This is a genomic window from Paenibacillus sp. P22, from assembly GCF_000469945.2.
In the GTDB taxonomy this organism is placed as follows: Bacteria; Bacillota; Bacilli; order Paenibacillales; family Paenibacillaceae; genus Paenibacillus_O; species Paenibacillus_O humicus.
In genome coordinates this window covers 20,300-40,650 of record NZ_CBRA020000012.1, presented here as the reverse complement: position 1 = coordinate 40,650, position 20,351 = coordinate 20,300, and the positions used below count along the sequence as shown (strand labels likewise).

Here is a 20,351-nt window from a genome sequence, read left to right as displayed (position 1 = left end):
CACCGGGCAGGGGGCAGGCTGCTTCCCAGCCGCGGAGCGCCCCGGCTGCCGGCGGCAGAGGCGGCTACCGCCGGACGGGAGCGTCGCGCAAGCCGGTGCTGCCGGTCGTGGGGGATGACGCCGCCGCTCCGGAGGTATCGCCGGAGGAGCTGGAAGAGATTTTGCAGCTTGCGCGCAAGCTGGACGGCAAGTAGAATTTGAGCCCATCGGGCTTTTTGGATAAACGGCCAGCATGAGAAAGAAAGGAGGAGGCAGCTATGGAATCCCTGAAGGATTTGCTCAAGACGATGCCGGGAGGAGCCCAGATTCGGGCCCGGGCCCAAAAGCAGCTGCAGGAGCTGCTGGACGATCCGGGCGTCCGCAAGCTGCGGGAGCAGCATCCCGATATTGACGAAGGCGTGGTGCGGCGCAATTCCAATCTGGTCTATCAATACGTCAAGGAGCATCGCAACTGCTCGGCCTGCCCGGGACTGGACGAATGCCCCAACGACTTCCAGGGCCATTATACGCTGCTGTCCGCGGACGGCTCCAGCGGCGAAACCCGCCTGATCGACCGGAAGACAGCCTGCCGCAAGTTCATCGCCCGCCGCAACGAGGAGCTGATCCGCAGCCGCATCCGCAGCTTCTACGTCAGCGACAAGGTGCTGGCCAAAGCGTATTCCTTCGAAGACATCGCGAGGAAGGACTCGGCCCGCCTGCCGGCGGTCAAGCAGATTCTTCAATATATCGACCGGACCAAAGAGCAGGGCCTGCAGACGGACGGACTGTACTTGACCGGCCAGTTCGGAACGGGCAAGACGTTCCTGATGGGCTATATGATGGGAGAGCTGGCGAAGCTCGGCTACTCGGGCGTCATTGTCTACATGCCGGATTTCGTCGAGGATCTCAAGGCGATGTTCGGCGAGCCGGGCCGTCTCAAGGAGACGATCGATCTGATGAAGGAAGCCGATATTCTGATCTTCGACGACATCGGCGCCGAGAACCTGAGCCCGTGGGTTCGGGATCATGTCATGGGCTCGATTCTGAACTACCGGATGGAGCGCAAGCCGACCTTCTATACCTCGAACCACGCTCTCGACGATTTGGAGCAGCATTTCAGCTTCACGAGCAAGGACGGGGAGGAATACCACAAGGGCCGCCGGATCATGGACAGGATCCGCCCGTTCGTGGAGGTCATCATGGTCAAGGGAAGCAACAAGCGCGGATCCCGGGGAGCTAATCCGGGAGCGGAAACCTGAACATCTCAAGCCATAACGTCCCGATCGAGACTTCCGTCTCGCATCGGGGCTTTTTTTTTCGTTTTCTTCCCCTGCTTGACCGATTCTAACCAGCTTGCCCATGACGCTTTGCCGGAACAAGCCCGCGGCGAATTACCGGAAGTTTGCTCGAAACGTGACTTGTTTTGGATGAGACCGCCTTCGACAGAAACATTTCCTCCATAGTGCCGTTAAAGAGGGTACATTCGCTGGCCCCGCATCCGCGATGCGGTTTTTTCTTCTTCCGCGGTTCCGGCAGAAAACCCTTAGGAGGACTGCAAAGATGAGGAAAATCGCTCTGGCATTGCTCGCGCTATCGTTGCTGCTTGGATTAGCCGTCCCAGCCGCGGGAGCGGCGACGCTCACGACGGAGGAGAAGTTCCAAGTGCTGAAGCGGCAAGGTATTATGACCGGTTTCGAGGACGGATCGTCTCGCCTGAACGAACCCATGTCCCGCGAACAGTTTGCTTCCGTGCTCTATAAGCTTCTCGAATTGCCTCATTCCAGTTCCACAGTCGGCTTCGCGGATGTTCTGAAGACACGCTGGTCGTTCACAGCGGTCCAAGCGGTGCGAAGCGCAGGCATCATGGTCGGCAAAGGAAATAATCGATTCGAGCCGACCGCCGCGGTGAAGGTCGAAGAGCTGGCTGTCGTGCTGCTGAAGGTCAACAGCATCCCTGCCGATCCGAAGTCCGGATTCGTTGGCAAAGCATCGGCCTGGGCGAAGGATGCGGTCGGAACCTCTCTTAACAAAGGCTGGATCGCCCCGAGGAACGACTACACGGTCAACGCTACGCGAGGTGTGCTCGTGGAGGCTGTCTACGCGGTCTATGCGGGCTGGGCCAGTGCGCTCGACGTGAAGTCGGTCGAAGGACTGAGCGTCCAGTCGGTGCGGGTGAATCTGAAGGCGAAGGCCGACTCGGCGGATATCGGACAATTCTCCCTGAGGGACGATCTCGGCAACGTCGTGCCGATCCTTCTCGCGACGGTCGGAGGAGACGGGATGTCGGTATTGCTTACAACAGGCTACCAAATCGAAAACCGCAAGCATACCTTAACCATCGAGAGCAAGGCGTGGGCGTACACTTCGGCGAGATCGGACATGGTGAAGCCGACGATAACTGCGTTCGACCGGTCAACAGCCCGCAGCTATGTCCTGACGTTCTCAGAGCAAGTTGACACCAAGACGGCAACGAGTCCCGCGAACTACTTGTTCTCCGGCGGATTGAAGATAACGACGCTGCAGCTCTCTTCGGACAAGAGGCAGGTCACGTTCTCCACGTCGGATCAGTCGGACAACACTCGGTACTGGCTGACCGTCAAGAACGTCAAGGATCTCGCCGGCAACGTCATGGACACGCGATCGGATTTGTCTATCGTAGGCAACGACGACACGACAAAGCCGGCGATCATCGATTCGGAATTTAAGGTGAATGCGGATGCTTCTTTGACCGTCAAATTCAGCGAGAAGGTGAATCGGGACATTGCCGTGCAGACCGGACGGTACAGCATCGACGGCTTGGCGATCGTATCAGCGAGTCTGGACAACGAGGGGCGCACCGTCACGCTTCGGACATCGGCCCAACAAGACAAGACCGTGTACAGCCTTGCCGTATCCGGCATTCCCGACCTGGCTGGCAACATGATGGATAAGAAATCCGGCCTTCTGTTCGGGGGCATCTCCAATCCGATCCTGCCGGTGAAGCTTCAGAGCATAGCCGCGGTTAACGAGAACACCCTGGAGATCGCGTTCGACAGAGATATCAAGGACGCAGACGTCGGTTCCTTAGCAGCAACGATTCTCAAGGATAACGGTGCCAACGTCTCGATGTCCGGCTGGAGCAAATATGTCGTCCGCAAGCCGGGAACGAAAAGGATCGTTGCGGTCCAATTCCGCACGGGAACCGATTCGAATCCGAGCTTGTTCGATCCTGGCCACGTATACACGGCGAGGGTAACAGGCGTGTCGTCGCTCATCTCGCGGGACGGCGCGAACGAATCCGCGTTCGCGGGAACCATAGCCGCCAACGAGGCTCCTTATGCGAAACAGGTGATTGTCTTGAACCGAACGACGATTAAGGTCGTATTCAGCGAACCGGTGAAAAACGTGAACGAGCCGTATTTCGTGATGAAGGAACAGGGAGGAGATGCTGTCGGCATCTCCCATGACGAATTGAACAACACGGGCGCGGTTGTCACCGAGGTGACGCTGAAGCTGTCCAAGGATATGACGCCGGGCCAGGTCTATGTTCTCACGTTCAAACCGGGCATAACCGATGCGGCAGGCTTCAACGGATGGAAGACGAAAAACGGCAATGAGGACATCAGCCTTCTGTTCACAGGTGTTTAATTTTCCAGCACTCATTGACGGCTGCCGAAAGAATGGACCGTTCTCACCGGAGAAGTACAACCTCTTTTATTGACGAGACACCTAATGGTGTCTTATAATTGAAATGTCACCAATTGGTGTCCGGTTATCGGTTCAATTGAATACGTAGGAGAGGGTGTTGTGAGCGAGAACAGCCCGCTGCGGGATGTATATGACGCGATTGCGGACCCGACCAGGCGTAGGCTGATCCGTCTGCTGGCAGAGGCGGATGAGATGCCGCTTCATGAATTGACGGCTCAGTTCGAGATGGGCCGCACAGCCGTATCCAAGCATTTGAGCATTCTCAAGGAAGCTGGACTCGTGCGCGACCGCAAGGTCGGCAGGGAAACGCGGTTCAGGCTGCATGCCGCTCCGCTAAGAGAAATTCAAGATTGGGTCGCTTTCTACAGCAAGTTCTGGAGCGCGAATATGTCGCGCCTGAGTCGACTATTAGAGGAGGAAGAAGAATGAGTTTAACCTTATCCTTGGATTTCCAGTATACGGCGTCGATCGAGAAGCTTTGGTCCGCCATAACCGATTCCGGCAAGCTTGCCAAGTGGGTCGTCGATATTCACAACGGCCAGCCGATGGAAAATGATTTCAAGCCCGTCGTAGGACACCGTTTCCAGTTCCGCACCCAGCCGTCCGAATGGTGGGATGGAATCATCGATGGCGAAGTGCTTGTCGTGGAAGAGCCCGACAAGCTGTCCTATACCTGGGCAAGCGGCGCAGAGAAGCACACGGTTACGTGGACGCTGCAGGATTTGGGGGACGGAAAGGTCAACCTGCATCTCGAACAAGTCGGATTCACAAATGCCCAAGGACTCGAAGGCGCTAAATACGGCTGGAGCAAATGGTGCGGAGAGCTTGAGAAGGTGTTGGCGCTATAGGCAATTTCATTCCGTATGGCGGGAGCTTACCCGTCCTGAATGCTGTACGATGGGGTTCGACAGGGGAACCTGCTCAACCCGAAACAGACCTAAACCGTGCATGCAACCTGCAGCCGGTTTAGGTCTGTTCGGATCATCGGACAAGCTCTTGCCGTTTCTTTTTTGTACGCATGAATTCATCCGGAAATGCCGGAAGGAAAGAATAGAAAAATCGGGAGGCGTCAAGCCATGAGCGAATCGAATCAGGAGTACATCGTCATCTCGGGTGCGAGGGAAAACAATCTCAAGGGCGTATCCTTGCGCATTCCCAAGCGGAAGATTACGATCTTCACCGGAGTATCCGGATCCGGCAAGTCCTCGATCGTTTTCGATACCATCGCCGCAGAATCCCAGCGTCTGCTGAATGAAAACTTCAGCATGTTCGTCCGCAGCTTCCTGCCGCGTTTTCCGCAGCCGGACGCAGACGCGATCGAGAACCTCAGCATGGCCGTCATCGTGGATCAGAAGCGGCTGGGCGGCGGCTCCCATTCCACGATGGGCACGATCACCGATATCTCTCCCATTCTCCGCCTTCTATTCTCCCGCGTGGGACAGCCCTATGTTGGAAAAGCGAACATGTTCTCCTTCAATGACCCGCAAGGCATGTGTCCCGAGTGCAACGGGCTCGGCCGCAGCCTGTGCGTCGACCTGAGCAAGGCGGTGGACATGTCGAAGTCGCTGAATGAAGGGGCCGTCATGCTTCCCGGCTATGCGGTGAACAGCTGGGATTGGAATATGATCGTCCAGTCGCGGCCCTTCGATACCGACAAGAAGCTGAGCGAATATAACGATGAGGACCTGGAGCAGTTGTTGTACGGCAAAGCCAGGAAAGTGAAGATGGATTTTGCGGGCAAGGCGACGAACATTACGGTGGAAGGCGTCATCGAGAAGTTCACGAACAAATACATCAAGCAGGATGTGAAGACGAAGTCGGAGCGCACCCAGCAGACTGTCGCGCCTTACATCACCGAGGGCGCCTGTTCCAGCTGCCACGGCGCGAGGCTCAGCCGGGCCGCGCTCAACTGCCGAATCAATGGATACAACATCGCGGAGCTGTCTTCCATCGAGGTCGGCCGTCTCATCGCCGTCATTCGGGAGATCGACGATCCGGCCGCCGCGCCGGTAATCAAGTCGCTGTCGGATCGGCTGCAGCATCTGGTCGATATCGGGCTCGACTATTTGACGCTGGACCGGGAGACGGATACGCTGTCCGGCGGCGAGTCGCAGCGCGTCAAGATGGTGAAGCATCTGAGCGGCAGCCTGGTGGATGTCACCTACATCTTCGATGAGCCCAGCGTCGGCTTGCATCCCCGTGATGTGCACCGGCTGAACGGGCTGCTTCAGAAGCTTCGCGACAAGGGCAATACCGTGCTGGTCGTCGAGCATGATCCCGATGTCATCAAGGTGGCGGATCATATTGTCGACGTCGGGCCTTATGCCGGCAGCCGCGGCGGCTCCATCGTGTATGAAGGAAGCTTCCAACAGCTGCTGGAGTCCGGCACGCTGACAGGCACCCATATGAAGCGCCCGCTCCAGCTGAAGAGCGATTGCAGGCAGCCGACCGGCAAGCTTCACATCAAGGAAGCCACGCTGCACAACCTGCGGAGCTTGAGCGTGGATATTCCAGCCGGGGTGCTGACCGTCGTTGCGGGTGTCGCCGGCTCGGGCAAGAGCACGCTGATCAACGAAGTGTTCCTCGGCCAGCATCCGGATGCGATCGTCATCGACCAATCGGCGATAGGGGTGTCGACGCGCTCGAATCCCGCGACCTACACAGGCATCATGGACGATGTGCGCAAGGCGTTCGCTTCCGCGAACAAGGTGGGCCCGAGCTTGTTCAGCTTCAACTCCAAGGGGGCCTGCGAGAACTGCCAAGGGCTGGGAGTCGTGTACACCGACCTCGGCTACCTCGACAGCGTGAAGCTGCCCTGCGAAGTCTGCGGAGGCAGAAGGTTCAAGGAAGAGGTGCTCACGTACAAGCTGAACGGCAAGTCGATCGCAGAAGTTCTGGAGATGACGGTGGAGCAGGCATTGGATTTCTTTAAGCTAAAAGAAGTTGCGCGCAAGCTCCAGGCGATGAGCGATGTAGGGCTGAACTATGTTACGCTCGGCCAGCCGCTCAGCACGCTCTCGGGCGGAGAATGCCAGCGCATCAAGCTCGCAAGCGAGCTGCACAAGCAGGGCAGCATCTACGTGATGGACGAGCCGACGACCGGCCTTCATATGTCCGATATCGGTCATCTGCTGGAGATCATGAACCGTCTCGTGGATGCCGGCAACACCGTCATCGTCATCGAGCACAACCTCGAGGTGATCAGCCAAGCGGATTGGATCATCGATATGGGACCGGACGGAGGCAGCAAAGGCGGCCGGATCGTGTTCGAGGGCACGCCGGCGCAGATCGTCCGGGCGGAGCAGTCGATCACGGGAAAATACTTGAGGTAAGCAGCAGAACAGAGCATGTGAAAACGGGTTGAGCCCGCAACCGGCGGAGAGCTGGACTGGCGGGAACGACATGAATGGCGGCAAAGGCAAGGGCAGCTGAGGGGCTAATCTCAGCTGCCCTTTTCCATTCAAGCGGCGCCATGGGGATGAATATGAACCTGCCCGCATCCGGTAGAGATGCCTTCGAGGCGTCTAGACTTTCCGGAACGCGGATCAACATGAGCACCGCATGGGAACGGTATCAGCGGCAGTTATGGACGCTATAAGGGTTATTGAAAAATCCGTTGACACCAATGGGAATAGGCTGGTATTATTTGATCCATAAACCAACTAAACAACTAGGAATTATCTCACTTGTTACCGGACCACCGGAACAGGCGGACTTATCTTCCATGAAGGGGTGCTCGTCCATGACAAAGAAAAAGCTTCGCACGCTGCCTCTCCTGTTGCTCTCGGCTTCTCTCGCCTTCACCCTTACCGCCTGCGGCTCCGGCAACAACAGCAAGAATGGAAATGCAGCGTCCGGCAATGCCGGAGGCGCGGCCAACGCCGCAGCCAATGACGGCGGCGCCAAGGCAGAGCCTAAAGGGCCTGTCGAGCTGCTCAACGTATCCTACGATCCTACCCGCGAGCTGTATGTGGCGTATAATGCGGCATTCGCGAAATACTGGAAAGACAAGACAGGCCAGGAAGTAACGGTGAAGCAGTCGCATGGCGGCTCCGGCAAGCAGTCGCTCTCCGTCATCGGCGGCCTCAAGGCCGATGTCGTCACTTTGGCGCTCGGCTACGATATCGACGCCATCGCCGAAAAAGGGCTGATCAACAAGGATTGGAGCTCGAAGTACGAGGACAACAGCGCTCCATACACGTCCACGATCGTCTTCCTCGTCCGCAAGGGCAATCCGAAGGGCATCAAGGACTGGAACGATCTCGTGAAGCCGGGCGTGGAGGTCATTACGCCGAATCCGAAAACATCCGGCGGCGCCCGCTGGAACTATTTGGCGGCATGGGGCTACGCCTCCAAGCAGGACGGCGGCGACGAAGCCAAAACGAAGGATTTCATGAAGCAGCTGTTCAAGAACGTTCCGGTGCTCGACTCCGGCGCGCGCGGCGCGACGACGACGTTCACGGAGCGCGGCATCGGCGATGTCCTGCTTGCGTGGGAGAACGAGGCTTTCCTTTCCCAGAAGGAGCTCGGGGACAAATTCGAGATCGTCTATCCTTCGATCAGCGTGCTGGCGGAGCCTCCGGTAGCCGTCGTCGACAAGGTCGTGGACCAGAAGGGCACCCGCGAGGTCGCCGAGGAATATCTGAAGTATCTGTACAGCGACGAAGGCCAGAAGATCGCCGCCGACAATTTCTACCGTCCGATCAACAAGAGTATCGCGGAGCAGTACAAGGACAAATTCAAGGAGCTTGACCTGCTCCAGATCGACAAGGACTTCGGCGGCTGGGCCGAAGCGCAGAAGAAGCATTTCGCCGACGGCGGAACGTTTGACGAAATTTACACGCCGGGATCCAAGTAAAAGGTTCTGGACGATACAGGAGCTGACTTCACATGAAAGGTTCCCGCACTCGGAGCATTTTACCCGGATTCGGATTGTCGATGGGCATCACCGTGTTCTACCTTTGCATCATCGTGCTGATTCCGCTGTCTTGCGTCCTGCTCAAGACGGCGGAGCTCAGCTGGGGAGAGTTCTGGTCGACGGTGACCGCTCCCCGCGTCATGGCTTCCTACCGCATCAGCCTGCTGACTTCGCTGGCGGCGGCGGTCATCAACGTCGTGTTCGGCTTCATCGTCGCATGGGTGCTGGTACGCTATTCGTTTCCGGGCCGCAAGTTCCTGGACAGCCTCGTCGACCTGCCGTTCGCGCTTCCGACCGCAGTCGCCGGCATCGCCCTGACGGCCATCTACGCGCCTAACGGCTGGGTCGGAAAATGGCTGGAGCCGCTTGGCATCAAGGTGGCCTTCACGCCGCTCGGCATTACGATCGCCTTGATCTTCATTGGTTTGCCCTTCATCGTCCGGACTGTCCAGCCCGTATTGGAGGATCTGGACGCAGAGGTCGAGGAGGCGGCCGTCATGCTTGGAGCCGGAAGATGGCGCACGATTCTGCGCATCGTGCTGCCGGAGCTGACGCCGGCGCTCCTGACCGGCTTCGCGCTTGCGTTCGCCCGGGGCATCGGCGAATACGGCTCCGTCGTCTTCATCTCCGGCAACATGCCGATGCGCACGGAGATTACTCCGCTGCTGATCATGACGAAGCTGGAGTCGTTCGAGCTGGAGCAGGCGACGGCGATCGCTCTTGTGCTGCTCGTCATCTCGTTCGCCATGCTGCTTCTCATCAATTACATCCAGTGGCGGGCCGGCAGGCGCGCGCTGTCGCGATAGGAGGATTGCCCTGTGGCCGGTACCGTAACTTCCCGATTGTCCACCAAGGCCGTTGTCCGGGCGAAGCCCGTAAGCGAGCCGAGTGCCGTCAAATGGCTGCTCATCGGCATCGCCTTCGTCTTTCTTGCGCTGATCGTCCTGCTGCCTTTGCTCACCGTCTTCATTGAAGGAATGAAGCGGGGCTGGGATGTTTATATCAGCGCCTTGACTGATCCCGACGCCGTGTCTGCCCTCAAGCTGACGCTGCTCGTAGCCGTTATCGCGGTACCCTTGAACGCCGTCTTCGGCGTGGCTGCCGCCTGGCTCGTAACCAAGTTCAGCTTCCGCGGCAAAAACCTGCTCGTGACGCTGATCGACCTGCCGTTCTCGGTGTCGCCCGTCATCGCGGGCTTCATTTTCCTGCTGCTCTTCGGCGCCCAGGGTTATCTCGGCCCATGGCTGGATGAGCATAATCTGCAAATCGTATTTGCGACTCCAGGCATCGTGCTCGCGACGATGTTCGTGACCTTTCCTTTTGTAGCCCGAGAGCTGATTCCCCTTATGCAGGCCCAGGGCACGCAGGAGGAGGAAGCAGCCGCCACGCTTGGGGCGAAGGGATTACGAATCTTCTGGAACGTTACGCTTCCCAACATCAAATGGGGCCTTCTGTACGGCATCGTGCTCTGCAACGCGAGGGCCATGGGAGAGTTCGGCGCCGTATCGGTCGTATCGGGACATATCCGCGGAGAAACGAACACCCTGCCTCTGCATGTGGAAATACTGTACAACGAGTATCAGTTCTCGGCATCCTTTGCCGTGGCTTCGCTGCTGATGATGCTGGCGCTTGTTACGCTTGGCGCGAAAAGTCTCGTGGAATGGAAAACCGCGCAGCGGAATAAAGAAACACTGGAGGGATAACGGATGGCGAAACCTGTGGAATTGGATGAAGCCTGGCTGGAGCGCATCGCCGACCAGGTCAACGGGCTGGAGTACGGAGCGGTGGTCATTACAGTTCATGACGGACGCATCGTGCAGATCGACCGTACGGAGCGCAAGCGGTTCGATGCCGCCGCCCTTCGGCAGCAGGGTGCCGCCGCGGCACAGGGATGAATTCAATGCAAGCCGAGCAGGGATAAAAGGACGGGATAGGGGTTGCCCCTATCCCGTCCTTTTTGGTTCTGCCGGCCGGCCTTGCGCCTGGAGTCATGCGCGGCAAATCAAGTGCCCGATCTGGATTCAGTTGGCGTCATCCCATTCCAGACCCTTCATACCGGCGCCTGCGGCCATGGCGAGCTGGGGCACAGAGCTGTTGAGGCTCGGCATCATGATTGCAGCTCCTGGAGCGAGCGCGATGAGATGGTACTGCTGAGTCGGTCTCGACGACCAAAGAGTAAATAGGCCGATAAAAATGAATACCCTCCTGGCCGGAGCCGGAGGGTTGAATTGAAATGTGTGGGTGGAACGGATGCCTAGGAAATGATGTATTTGACAACCACCATGATAATATAGGCAACGGTCATAAAGCCAAGCATGCCGCCGAATCCGACCATAAGATCCATCAGGTCGTCACGCGGTTCCTCGTTCAGATGCTCGCGCGGATCTCTTACATTGACGCTTTCCATTGTTCGCCCTCCTCGCTTCAAGACTCAGGTATCGCCGTCCCGGCCCGGAGGCCGTTATGTATCCGGACAAGACGTTATCGCATCAGCTTGTAATAGTATACCCAACCTGGCGGAGTTATGTAAAGGTGAAATTTGGCTTTTGGAACCGCTGCCGAAAGCGGGATCCGGCCGCGGCTGACGGGTGTCGGCTCCCTGTGCTACAATAGAGAATACGGCAAAAGGCCAGCGGGGCCGAGCCGCGAAAGGTGGATTGTCCATGGATCCCATCAAGGGGAAGCTAGCGCTCCTTCCCGACCAGCCGGGCTGTTATCTGATGAAGAACGGCGAAGGCACCATCATCTATGTCGGCAAGGCCAAAGTGCTGAAAAATCGTGTCCGTTCCTATTTCAACGGAACCCATAACGGCAAGACGCAGCGTCTCGTCTCGGAAATCCGGGATTTTGAATATATCGTCACGGCAAGCAACATGGAAGCGCTCATTCTGGAGTGCAACCTGATCAAGCAGTATCACCCCCGCTACAACGTGCTTTTGAAGGATGACAAGTCCTTTCCTTATATCAAGATTACGAATGAGAAGCATCCGAAGCTGGAGGTTACCCGGCGGATCGTGAAGGACAAGGGCAAATATTTCGGTCCGTATCCGAACGCCTATGCGGCGCAGCAGACCAAGAAACTGCTGGACCGCCTGTATCCGCTTCGCAAATGCAACACGCTGCCCGACAAAGTGTGCCTGTACTACCATCTCGGCCAGTGCCTCGCACCTTGCGAATTCCCGGTGGAGCAGGCGACGTACGACTCCATGGTGCAGGAGATCGCCCGCTTCCTGAACGGCGGCCAGGACGAGGTCAAGGCGGAGCTGCAGCGCAAAATGCTGGAGGCTGCGGAATCGATGGAGTTCGAGCGCGCCAAGGAATACCGCGATCAGATCACGGCGATCGATGCCGTCATGGAAAAGCAGAAGATCACGCTCGCCGACGCGCTCGACCGCGACGTGTTCGGCTATGCCACCGACAAGGGGTGGATGTGCGTGCAGATTCTGTATATGCGCAGCGGCAAGCTGATCGAGCGCCATACGACGACCTTCCCTTATTACGGCGAGGCATATGACGACTTCATGACGTTCGTCACCCAGTACTACAGCGACAACCCGGCTCTGCCGAAGGAAATTCTCCTGCCGGTGCCGCCGGGCGAGCTTCATGCCGGTGCGCCGGAAGAAACGGCAGACTCCGGGCCGTCCGCCGGCCGCGAAAATCAAGCCGCCGCAGCGGCGGCATCTGCGTCTGAAGTGGAGATGGAAGAATCTGAAGCGGCGGCATCATCTGCGAAGATTGCAGAGGTCGCAGCGGACGACGGCGGCGAGGCTGCCGCGGGATCCCATGCGGAGGAGATCCGCACTTCTCTTCAGAGCTGGCTCAAGATCAAGGTCCACATGCCGCAGCGGGGGCGCAAGCGCGAAGTCGTCGGCATGGCGGAGGGCAACGCCAAGGTGACGCTCGACGAGAAATTCAAGCTGATCGAGCGCGATGAGGAACGCAGCGTCAAAGCCGCTTCGGGCTTGGCAGCTTCCATCGGCTTGACGACGATCCGGCGCATCGAGGCGTTCGACAACTCCAATATCCAGGGAACGAATCCGGTATCGGCCATGGTCGTCTTCATCGACGGCAAGCCGGACAAGAAGGAGTATCGCAAGTACAAGGTCAGGACCGTCCAAGGGCCCGATGATTACGAGACGATGCGCGAGGTCATCCGCCGGCGGTACGAGAGGGTGCTCAAGGAAGGGCTGGAGCTTCCCGATCTTATCGTGGTGGACGGCGGCAAGGGGCAGATCAGCGCGGCGGTCGACATCCTCGAGAACGAGCTCGGCCTTCAGGTGCCGGTATGCGGACTCGTGAAGGATGCCAAGCACAAGACGGCGCAGCTTATGGTCGGCGATCCGCCGGAGCCGGTCATGCTGCCGCGCGACAGCCAGGAATTCTATCTGCTGCAGCGCATCCAGGACGAGGTCCACCGCTTCGCGATCACGTTTCACCGAGAGCAGCGGGGCAAGTCGATGGTTCAATCGACGCTGGATTCCATTCCCGGCATCGGGGAGAAGCGGCGCAAGCAGCTGCTGAAGCATTTCGGCTCCCTCAAGAAGATCCGCGAAGCGACCGCCGAGGAGTTCAAGCCGCTCGGCATCGGCTCCGCTCTGGCGGAGCGGATCGTGGCGGCTCTCAAGGAAGAGTAGCGTTCCCATGCCGCGAGACCGGCAAGACACGGAATGAAGCCTGCTTGGCAGCAGCGCCGCGATCGGCGGAGGCTGGCCGAGCAGGCTTTTTTGACGGCTTCTTCTTGACTGCCCCGCCTGACATGCCGGCAGAGTCCCGAACGGAGGTCCCGGAAAAGGCCGGACAAAGGTCCAGTTCATCCGCTGGATGACGTCATGCTATCATGGTGAAGCTGGCAAAAGGCTTCGGCGAGCATGGAGGGAATTCATGAACAAAAACTGCGTTCCGATTCTGTTATGGAGCATGGCGGCGGTGTACGTGCTGCTGATGGCGGAGCTGCTCTTCCTGAGGGAGGGGGACGGCTTGAGAAGCTTCAATCTGATCCCATTCCATACGATCCAGGAATACATGAACGCCGACGGCGGCATGCGCAGGAATGCGGTGGACGTCAACATATGGGGCAATATCCTGCTCTTTGTTCCCGCCGGGATCTATGCCATGCTGATCGGCAAGTCCGGATCGATATGGCCCAGGCTTGCAGCGGTCGCGCTGCTCAGCGCAGGCGTGGAGGCCGGTCAGTATATTCTGGCCGCAGGGGCGGCGGATATCGACGATGTGATCCTCAACTCGACAGGCGGCTTGATCGGAATCACGATCTATTCCGTCCTGAAGCTGGGATTGAGAAAGCAGGAGCGGGTCAAGCTCTTCCTGTCTCTCTTGTCGGCCGGAGTCGGCGTGCCGGTTCTGATCCTGTCCCTCGTTCTGTACGCCGTCAACCGGGTGTGAGCCCAAAGCAAAAAGCAGAGAATCCGGAGATTCTCTGCTTTTGTTCTGAAGCGCTGATGACTGGAGCTTAACCGGGCGCCAGCGGAATGCTGCTGCTCCGCCGCGAGCCGTACCATTTCATCGCCCAGGCCACGCCGGCAGGCGCGGCGATGTAGACGACGCCAGCAACGATATTGCCGGCTCCGCCGATCAGGAAGAGCGAGATCGACATCAGCACGGAGTCCATGATGGCATGGGCGAATACCGCCGTGAAAAATCCGAACCGGAGGAAGATGTATCCGAACAGAAGGCCGAGAATCGTCAGCTCGATCAGCCTCGTCGTAGACGGGTAGATCGGATAGGTCACATGCCCGAGCGCCCAGATGATCGTAGGGATGAGACAGGCGGCGAACGGGTTTTTCAGCCATTTCATCAGGAGGCCGATGCCGAACAGCCGGTATACGGCCTCCTCCTGGATGGCCGCGCACCACGCCAGCAGCGGCATCAGCAGCGGAGCGGCGAGGTTGTAGGGCGACTGGGTCACGTCGCTTGTCGACCAGGCTCCGGTAAATGCCGACAGGCCGACCAGGATAACGGTCTGCAGGCCGAGAAGGATGAAGCCGAGCACATAGGCGAGCTTCATGCTGCTCCATGCGGTCTCTCCGAAGCGGGACTCGCGGGAGGTCAGCCACAGCCGCCTGCCCTGCGCGCGCCATAACCCGTCCCCGGCGACGAGGGAGAAGTAGGCGGATAGGGCGAGCAGGAAGGTGAGGCCCATCGTGATGACGAGCTGGACCTGGACGACGGTCTCGGCGTTGGGCCGCGCTCCATACATGGCACGGAGGCCGTCGAGCATGTTCACGTTGTTGACGGCATAGAAGCCGAGGAACACGAGGCTGATCGCCCAGCCGCGGCGGCGGAAGGAGCTGTACTTCCTCATGAGGACGGAATAAATGACGGCGAGAATGAACAGGATTCCGCTCGGCAGCAGATTGCCCAGCAGCGACAGGCTGGAGGCGATCCGGTCCTGATCCGCCGTGTAGGCGAGGTAATCCTTGGGCACTTCATAACGCGGCGTGAATTCCGCCAGGACGGTCTTGCCGCCAGACTCCGCTGCGGCGGCGGATGGCGGAGCGGCCTCGATGGTGAGGCGGGCCTGGCCGATCTGTCCTCCCTGCACGGCATACACCGTCTTGTAGCCCGCCGATTCTCCAACCCTCTCCAGCTTGCCGTAGCCGAGCTCGGCGGCTTGCTTGGCGGCGAGACGGTCGAGCTGTTCCGCGCTCGGGGCAAGGACGTCCGAGGATTCGCCGGCAGAGGGCTTGAACACCTGCTTCCAGCCGATCACCCGGCCGCTGGACATGCCGACCTCGACGAACATCTGCCCTTCGGGCAGGGAGAGGGACACCTGCCACGTATCGGTCGGAACGATCTTGCCGGGACCCTCATCGAATTTTTTGGCGAGCTTTTCTTTGCTGAGGTAACCGGTGATGTCCCGGTCGGATTGGTGGACCGTATGGGCGGTGAGAGGCTCGGAGCCGGTCAGCTGCCGGGCGAAAGCCATCGCTGCCTGCTGAGCGTCGGCCTTGGGAACAGGCTTGCCGGAAGCTTCCTCTCCCGACAGCCCTCCCGCGAAGGAAGGGATGATTTGCAAAATCAGGAAGATGGCGGCTCCAATGATTCCCGTCCAAAAGTACTTTCGATAGCTTTTCTCCAACTCGGAGCTGTTCATGATTGTCCTCCTGACGATGCCTGACTGCAGGGCGAGCTTTTATAACCTTACCACAGCGGCTTTCAAATTATCCATGCCGAGGCAGGGAGAGATCGAGATTTCGCGCAAAAGAAAGAGCAAGGGCAGGATTGCGCCTTGCTGCGCTTGTCCCAGCACTCTTTTCCGCCCCATATCGCCCAGCAAGCTTGGATTGGGACATTGGTAACCCGTCCTCTATCCTATATAATCAAATCCGACCATATAGAACAGCCGAATTTCCAAAAGAATACGGGGGAACCATATAGCTGCCTGGAGCAGCTTGGGGTGAATTCCGTTCCGGCGCAGGCGGCAGCCTGTCGGGAGCGGATAGGGCAGCCGTCATGCCCGAATCCGACAGCTAACCTCGGAGGCTGCTTGACCGGACTCGCAGGGCGCACAGGCACTTGGGTTTCCAGTGCTTTTTTTTGTGCTTTCGAAGCGGCATGCGATGATGCCGGGACTTCGCGAACGGCAGGGATATGGAGGCAAAAGGAGAGTCGCCGGCATGCAATCATGGTCTTCCGTATTCAAGCAAGCTTTCAAATTGTCGCCTCCGCGCATTCTCGTCGCCGGATTCGCCGTCATGATCGCCATCGGCTCGCTGCTGCTGATGCAGCCGTTCGCCACGGCCGGCGGAGAGGGCACGAGATGGATCGACGCGCTGTTCACCGCCACCTCGGCGGCCTGCGTCACAGGCCTCGTCGTCGTGGATACCGGCACTCATTACTCGATTGCAGGCCAAATCATCATTCTGCTGCTGATTCAGGTCGGAGGGCTCGGCTTCATGACGATGGCGACGCTGTTCGCCCTCGTGCTGCGCAAGCGCATCTCGCTCAAGGACCGGCTGCTGCTGCAGGAAGCGATGAACCAGAGCTCCATGGAGGGAATCGTCCGGCTGATCCGCAAGGTTCTGCTGTATTCCCTCGTCATCGAAGCGGCGGGAGCGCTGCTGTACGCGGTCCGCTTCGCAGCGGACATGCCGATCGGCCGCGCCGTTTACTTCGGCATCTTCCACGGCGTATCCATGTTCAACAACGCCGGCTTCGACATCTTCGGCGACTACCGGAGCCTCACCGGCTATGTATCGGATCCGCTCGTCAATATCGTGACAATGGCGCTGATCGTTACCGGTGGCCTCGGCTTCATCGTGCTGTCCGATCTGATGGAGTGGAGGAACAACCGCAGGTTCTCCCTCCATTCCAAAGTGGTTCTGCTGGCCACGGGCAGCCTGATCGTCATCGGAGCTGTCGTCATCTTCATCTTCGAATATTCCAACGCCAAAACGATGGAGCCGCTCGGCTTCGGAGGCAAGGTGCTCTCGGCCTTCTTCCAATCCGTCACGACGCGTACGGCGGGAGCCAACACGCTCGACATCGGCGCGATGCGCCAGGCGAGCCTGTTCTTCATGATCATCCTCATGTTCATCGGGGCATCGCCGGGCTCGACGGGCGGCGGCATCAAGACGACGACGTTCATGACGCTCGTCGCCGCGATGGGCGCGATGATCCGCGGCAGGGAGGACATCGTCCTGTTCCGCTACCGTCTGGCCAAGGAGCGCATCATGAAGGCCCTGACGATCACGATGCTGTCGCTTGCGCTCGTGCTCGTCGTGACGATGGTGCTCTGCACCGTCGAGGACCGCGATTTCCTGCGGATTCTGTTCGAGACGGTATCGGCCTTCGGCACCGTCGGGCTCAGCACGGGAATTACGACCAGCCTCAAGGATGTCAGCAAGCTTCTGCTGAGCCTGACGATGTTCGCCGGCAGGCTTGGGCCGCTGACGATGGCCTACGCGCTGAGACCGAAGCAAGGCAAGGAATTATATAAAAATCCAGAAGGCAAGATTATTATCGGATAGGAAAGGAAATAAAGAGACACAATGGGAAAGGGTTCAAAAGGAGAGCAGTACTGCGTCATCGGACTGGGCCGATTCGGCTCCAGCCTGGCCAAGGAGCTCATGCAGCTCGGCTATGAGGTGCTCGGCATCGACCGCAGCGAGGAGCTGGTGGACGATATGAGCGCCCTGCTCACCCATACGCTATGCGCCGACGCGACGGACGAGGACGCGCTGCGCGCGATCGGCATCCGCAACTTCGACTGCTGCATCGTGGCCATCGGGGGAGACATCCAGTCGAGCATCATGGCGGCGATACTGGTCAAGGATTCCGGAGTCGGGAAGGTCGTCGTGAAGGCGGTATCGGAGCTGCACGGCCGGGTGCTGGACAAGCTTGGCGTCGACAGGGTCATCTATCCGGAGCGGGATATGGGAATCAGGGTCGCCCATCAGCTCGTGTCGCCCAATCTGCTCGACTATATCGAGCTGTCGTCCGAATACGCCGTCGCGGAGCTGGCTGTTCCGGGCTGCCTCAACGGCAAGGCGCTTTCCGAGATCGACAGCCGCCAGCGTTACGGCTGCAGCATCGTGGCGATCAACAAGCCCAAGGGCATCATCATCGCTCCCCAGGCGGATTCCATCCTGGAAGAGAAGGATGTCATGGTCGTCATCGGAACGAATGAAGGAATCGAGCAGTTTGAAAATGCGGTGAGCCGCGGCTGACACCAGCCGTGGAAGTACGGGGCGGGCCTGCCGGCGCAGCGGCGGCAGCTCCAGTCCAGGCATAGCGCATAGAAAGAAAGGCAGGAGGCGCGTCAGTCGACGCGGACTCCTGCCTGTTTGGTTTCAACGGCTTTCTGCTGCATGGCCTTCAAGCTTGCTGCCGGCGACGCCGAGCGGCGGAAGTAGTTCGCGGCCGCCTCGCGGATCCAGTCTCTGACGACAGGCTCCAGCCGGGCCGGGTCGCCATGGATGAGCGAGGTGGTCCGCTTGGTCTGCTCCAGCTCCAGCACAGGGACGACCATAAGGTCGTTGTCCGCCAGCATCTGCTGCCGGATATAGGAGTGCGGCAGCAGCGTCGCGGCTCCGCATGTATGGAGCAGCCGCAGGATGGCTTCGAACGAGTCGATTTCCATTTTGACATCGGGATGCAGCCTGTGGGTGTCGAACAGCTCGTCGGTCAGGTTCCGGTACCAGGTTCCTTTGGAGAAGAGGATCATCGGCAGCCCGCTGAGCGTCCGGATCGCCAGCTTTCCGTTCTCGGTGAGCAGATGGCAGCGGGGAAGCACCAGCTCCAGATGGTCGTCGAACAGCGGGACGCAGTGCAGCTGCGGGTCGTCGATGACGGATGCCACGAGGCCGAGATCGATTTTTTTGTCCCGGACGAACGATACGATCTCATGGGTCTTGCCGGTGACGGCCTTGATGTCGATCTCGGGATGGCTGGCGGTCAGCGCCTGGATGAGGTCCGGCAGCGTCGTCTGCAGCGTCGTCAGGCTGGCCCCGATCGTCAGGCTGGAGCGGTGAGTATGCTTGAACTCGCTCAAGGTGCTCATATATTTGCGGTGCAGCTGGCGGGCCTGGAGCGCGTAGTCGTAGGTCAGCTCGCCGATGCGCGTCAGCTCCAGCCTCCGTCCGACGCGGCGGAACAGCTGCGCTCCGAGTTCCTGCTCGAGCTTGGCGATCTTCCGCGACAGCGCCGGCTGGGAAAGGTTGAGCAGCGCCGAGGCTTTGTTCATGCTGGACTGCTCGACCACGGCGGCGAATACGTTGAGATCTTCGTTGAGCATTTCCTGCAGCCTCCGTTCCTTAGGAAGAGAATGGTCGAGCGAGACAGCCAATCTTATCCTGCCCATGCCGGCAGCTTCGCCGGGGGAGCTCGGGCTTATGGCGTCGTCTCTTATGCATATAGGTTATAACATTGTATAAGGAATAAACAATATCTTTATAAGGAAAAAAAGAGTACGATGGAGACTGTGGCTAAACTGTGACCGGAAAAAGCAGGGGAAAGCCGTCGGGATTTGTTGACGCTCCCATGCACGGGCTGTAAAATGGATAAGGTTTGCACAAAATTCGACGTATGATGACTGAAATCAAACGGCTGGAAAGGAGAACGCTTTATTTATGAATGGTAACTCGTACTTAACGCGCAAGATTCACTCGCTGCTCGGGGTGATTCCGCTCGGCCTGTTCCTCGTTGAGCATGCCATCACCAACTACTCGGCGTTCGAAGACGGGCCTGAGGGCTTCAACGACAGCGTCAGCTTCCTGAACGGACTGCCCCTTGTTCTCTTCCTGGAGATCTTCGGCATATTCCTGCCGCTTCTCTTCCATGGAGTATACGGCTTGTATGTCGCCTACCAATCGAACTGGAACAACTCCCGCTTCAAGTACGGACGCAACTGGGCGTTCACGGCGCAGCGCATCACCGGCGTGATCACGTTCATCTTCGTCATCTGGCATGTCTTCGAGACCCGCTTCCAGGTCGCCCTCGGCAACCTGACGCATGAGGAGCTCGGCGCCCGGATGCACGAGATCTTCACGAATCCGGTCTACATCGTGCTGTATGCGATCGGTGTCCTTTCCGCTGTCTTCCACTTCGCGAACGGCATGTGGTCGTTCCTCGTCAGCTGGGGCATTACGGTCGGCCCTCGCGCGCAGCGCGTCTCCGCCTATATCTGGATGGGCGTGTTCGTGATTGTATCGGCCCTGTTCCTGCTTTCCATCGTGGCCTTCACGGGCAGCGACTTCGCCGAATCGGCATCCGCCGTACGTACCTGGATCGGTTAATACGATAGACAAGG

At 58.7% G+C, this 20,351-nt stretch carries 17 protein-coding genes, 1 pseudogene and 1 riboswitch; of the genes and pseudogenes, 15 read left to right on the top strand and 3 right to left on the bottom strand.

Translation table 11 applies throughout. The features are described 5' to 3' along the window. The 10 genes and pseudogenes from BN871_RS28180 to BN871_RS03885 form a co-directional block, all read left to right on the top strand. Positions 1-194: pseudogene (locus tag BN871_RS28180) on the top strand (helicase DnaB); the annotation flags it as partial. A 63-nt stretch (positions 195-257) separates the two neighbouring features. After that, a complete protein-coding gene (gene dnaI, locus BN871_RS03930) occupies positions 258-1,238 on the top strand; it encodes a primosomal protein DnaI (RefSeq protein WP_021878071.1) in 981 nt (326 codons plus the stop codon). 301 nt (positions 1,239-1,539) lie between these two features. After that, positions 1,540-3,606, top strand: coding sequence for an Ig-like domain-containing protein (locus tag BN871_RS03925; protein WP_048744699.1), 2,067 nt, complete (start codon positions 1,540-1,542; stop codon positions 3,604-3,606). A gap of 159 nt (positions 3,607-3,765) precedes the next feature. Beyond that, a complete protein-coding gene (locus BN871_RS03920; RefSeq protein ID WP_048744697.1) occupies positions 3,766-4,095 on the top strand; it encodes a helix-turn-helix transcriptional regulator in 330 nt (109 codons plus the stop codon). Further along, positions 4,092-4,514: an SRPBCC domain-containing protein gene (locus tag BN871_RS03915; protein ID WP_021878068.1), complete on the top strand. Its 423-nt coding sequence runs from the start codon at positions 4,092-4,094 to the stop codon at positions 4,512-4,514. Before BN871_RS03920 ends, BN871_RS03915 begins: the two co-directional genes overlap by 4 nt. Positions 4,515-4,742: 228 nt before the next feature. Beyond that, on the top strand, positions 4,743-6,998 hold the full coding sequence (locus tag BN871_RS03910) for an excinuclease ABC subunit UvrA (protein ID WP_048744695.1): 2,256 nt from the start codon (positions 4,743-4,745) through the stop codon (positions 6,996-6,998). 410 nt (positions 6,999-7,408) lie between these two features. Next, positions 7,409-8,524: a sulfate ABC transporter substrate-binding protein gene (locus tag BN871_RS03900; protein ID WP_048744693.1), complete on the top strand. Its 1,116-nt coding sequence runs from the start codon at positions 7,409-7,411 to the stop codon at positions 8,522-8,524. 32 nt (positions 8,525-8,556) lie between these two features. Further along, positions 8,557-9,390 (top strand): sulfate ABC transporter permease subunit CysT, encoded by an 834-nt coding sequence (gene cysT / locus BN871_RS03895; RefSeq protein WP_021878064.1) that lies wholly within the window; start codon positions 8,557-8,559, stop codon positions 9,388-9,390. 12 nt (positions 9,391-9,402) lie between these two features. Continuing rightward, positions 9,403-10,287: a sulfate ABC transporter permease subunit CysW gene (gene cysW, locus BN871_RS03890; RefSeq protein WP_021878063.1), complete on the top strand. Its 885-nt coding sequence runs from the start codon at positions 9,403-9,405 to the stop codon at positions 10,285-10,287. A 3-nt stretch (positions 10,288-10,290) separates the two neighbouring features. Next, complete coding sequence (locus BN871_RS03885; protein ID WP_021878062.1) at positions 10,291-10,479, top strand: YezD family protein; 189 nt, start codon at positions 10,291-10,293, stop codon at positions 10,477-10,479. A gap of 359 nt (positions 10,480-10,838) precedes the next feature. Here the strand turns inward: BN871_RS03885 and BN871_RS27410 are convergent, their stop codons facing one another. Beyond that, a complete protein-coding gene (locus BN871_RS27410; RefSeq protein ID WP_021878061.1) occupies positions 10,839-10,991 on the bottom strand; it encodes a hypothetical protein in 153 nt (50 codons plus the stop codon). A gap of 256 nt (positions 10,992-11,247) precedes the next feature. Between BN871_RS27410 and uvrC the strand changes: the two genes are divergently transcribed. Both uvrC and BN871_RS03875 read left to right on the top strand, forming a co-directional pair. Beyond that, positions 11,248-13,218, top strand: coding sequence for an excinuclease ABC subunit UvrC (gene uvrC / locus BN871_RS03880; protein WP_048744690.1), 1,971 nt, complete (start codon positions 11,248-11,250; stop codon positions 13,216-13,218). Positions 13,219-13,465: 247 nt separating this feature from the next. Continuing rightward, entirely contained in the window at positions 13,466-13,984 is a 519-nt protein-coding gene (locus tag BN871_RS03875) for a VanZ family protein (protein ID WP_048744689.1), read from the top strand. A 67-nt stretch (positions 13,985-14,051) separates the two neighbouring features. Here BN871_RS03875 and BN871_RS03870 read toward each other — a convergent pair whose 3' ends face one another. Next, on the bottom strand, positions 14,052-15,695 hold the full coding sequence (locus tag BN871_RS03870; RefSeq protein WP_021878058.1) for a CPBP family intramembrane glutamic endopeptidase: 1,644 nt from the start codon (positions 15,693-15,695) through the stop codon (positions 14,052-14,054). A gap of 237 nt (positions 15,696-15,932) precedes the next feature. After that, positions 15,933-16,100, top strand: a riboswitch (cyclic di-AMP (ydaO/yuaA leader). Between the two features lie 118 nt (positions 16,101-16,218). On the opposite strand from BN871_RS03870, the gene BN871_RS03865 reads away from it, so the two are divergent. Both BN871_RS03865 and BN871_RS03860 read left to right on the top strand, forming a co-directional pair. Further along, on the top strand, positions 16,219-17,571 hold the full coding sequence (locus BN871_RS03865; protein ID WP_048744688.1) for a TrkH family potassium uptake protein: 1,353 nt from the start codon (positions 16,219-16,221) through the stop codon (positions 17,569-17,571). 21 nt (positions 17,572-17,592) lie between these two features. Beyond that, positions 17,593-18,270: a TrkA family potassium uptake protein gene (locus BN871_RS03860; RefSeq protein WP_021878056.1), complete on the top strand. Its 678-nt coding sequence runs from the start codon at positions 17,593-17,595 to the stop codon at positions 18,268-18,270. 92 nt (positions 18,271-18,362) lie between these two features. On the opposite strand, the gene BN871_RS03855 is transcribed toward BN871_RS03860, so the two are convergent. Continuing rightward, positions 18,363-19,337 (bottom strand): LysR family transcriptional regulator, encoded by a 975-nt coding sequence (locus tag BN871_RS03855; RefSeq protein ID WP_048744687.1) that lies wholly within the window; start codon positions 19,335-19,337, stop codon positions 18,363-18,365. Between the two features lie 334 nt (positions 19,338-19,671). Here BN871_RS03855 and BN871_RS03850 point away from each other — a divergent pair, with 334 nt between their 5' ends. After that, entirely contained in the window at positions 19,672-20,337 is a 666-nt protein-coding gene (locus BN871_RS03850) for a succinate dehydrogenase cytochrome b558 subunit (RefSeq protein WP_048744686.1), read from the top strand. The last annotated feature ends 14 nt before the right edge of the window (positions 20,338-20,351 follow it).

Excerpts from the sequence above, each read along its gene's own strand:
- BN871_RS03910 (WP_048744695.1), top strand. The coding sequence starts at position 4,743 with ATGAGCGAATCGAATCAGGAGTACATCGTCATCTCGGGTGCGAGGGAA.
- uvrC (WP_048744690.1), top strand. The coding sequence starts at position 11,248 with ATGGATCCCATCAAGGGGAAGCTAGCGCTCCTTCCCGACCAGCCGGGC.
- BN871_RS03860 (WP_021878056.1), top strand. The coding sequence starts at position 17,593 with ATGGGAAAGGGTTCAAAAGGAGAGCAGTACTGCGTCATCGGACTGGGC.
- BN871_RS03865 (WP_048744688.1), top strand. The coding sequence starts at position 16,219 with ATGCAATCATGGTCTTCCGTATTCAAGCAAGCTTTCAAATTGTCGCCT.
- BN871_RS03900 (WP_048744693.1), top strand. The coding sequence starts at position 7,409 with ATGACAAAGAAAAAGCTTCGCACGCTGCCTCTCCTGTTGCTCTCGGCT.
- BN871_RS03885 (WP_021878062.1), top strand. The coding sequence starts at position 10,291 with ATGGCGAAACCTGTGGAATTGGATGAAGCCTGGCTGGAGCGCATCGCC.
- BN871_RS03850 (WP_048744686.1), top strand. The coding sequence starts at position 19,672 with ATGAATGGTAACTCGTACTTAACGCGCAAGATTCACTCGCTGCTCGGG.
- BN871_RS03855 (WP_048744687.1), bottom strand. The coding sequence starts at position 19,337 with ATGCTCAACGAAGATCTCAACGTATTCGCCGCCGTGGTCGAGCAGTCC.
- BN871_RS03875 (WP_048744689.1), top strand. The coding sequence starts at position 13,466 with ATGAACAAAAACTGCGTTCCGATTCTGTTATGGAGCATGGCGGCGGTG.
- BN871_RS03925 (WP_048744699.1), top strand. The coding sequence starts at position 1,540 with ATGAGGAAAATCGCTCTGGCATTGCTCGCGCTATCGTTGCTGCTTGGA.
- BN871_RS27410 (WP_021878061.1), bottom strand. The coding sequence starts at position 10,991 with ATGGAAAGCGTCAATGTAAGAGATCCGCGCGAGCATCTGAACGAGGAA.
- dnaI (WP_021878071.1), top strand. The coding sequence starts at position 258 with ATGGAATCCCTGAAGGATTTGCTCAAGACGATGCCGGGAGGAGCCCAG.
- BN871_RS03870 (WP_021878058.1), bottom strand. The coding sequence starts at position 15,695 with ATGAACAGCTCCGAGTTGGAGAAAAGCTATCGAAAGTACTTTTGGACG.
- cysT (WP_021878064.1), top strand. The coding sequence starts at position 8,557 with ATGAAAGGTTCCCGCACTCGGAGCATTTTACCCGGATTCGGATTGTCG.
- BN871_RS03915 (WP_021878068.1), top strand. The coding sequence starts at position 4,092 with ATGAGTTTAACCTTATCCTTGGATTTCCAGTATACGGCGTCGATCGAG.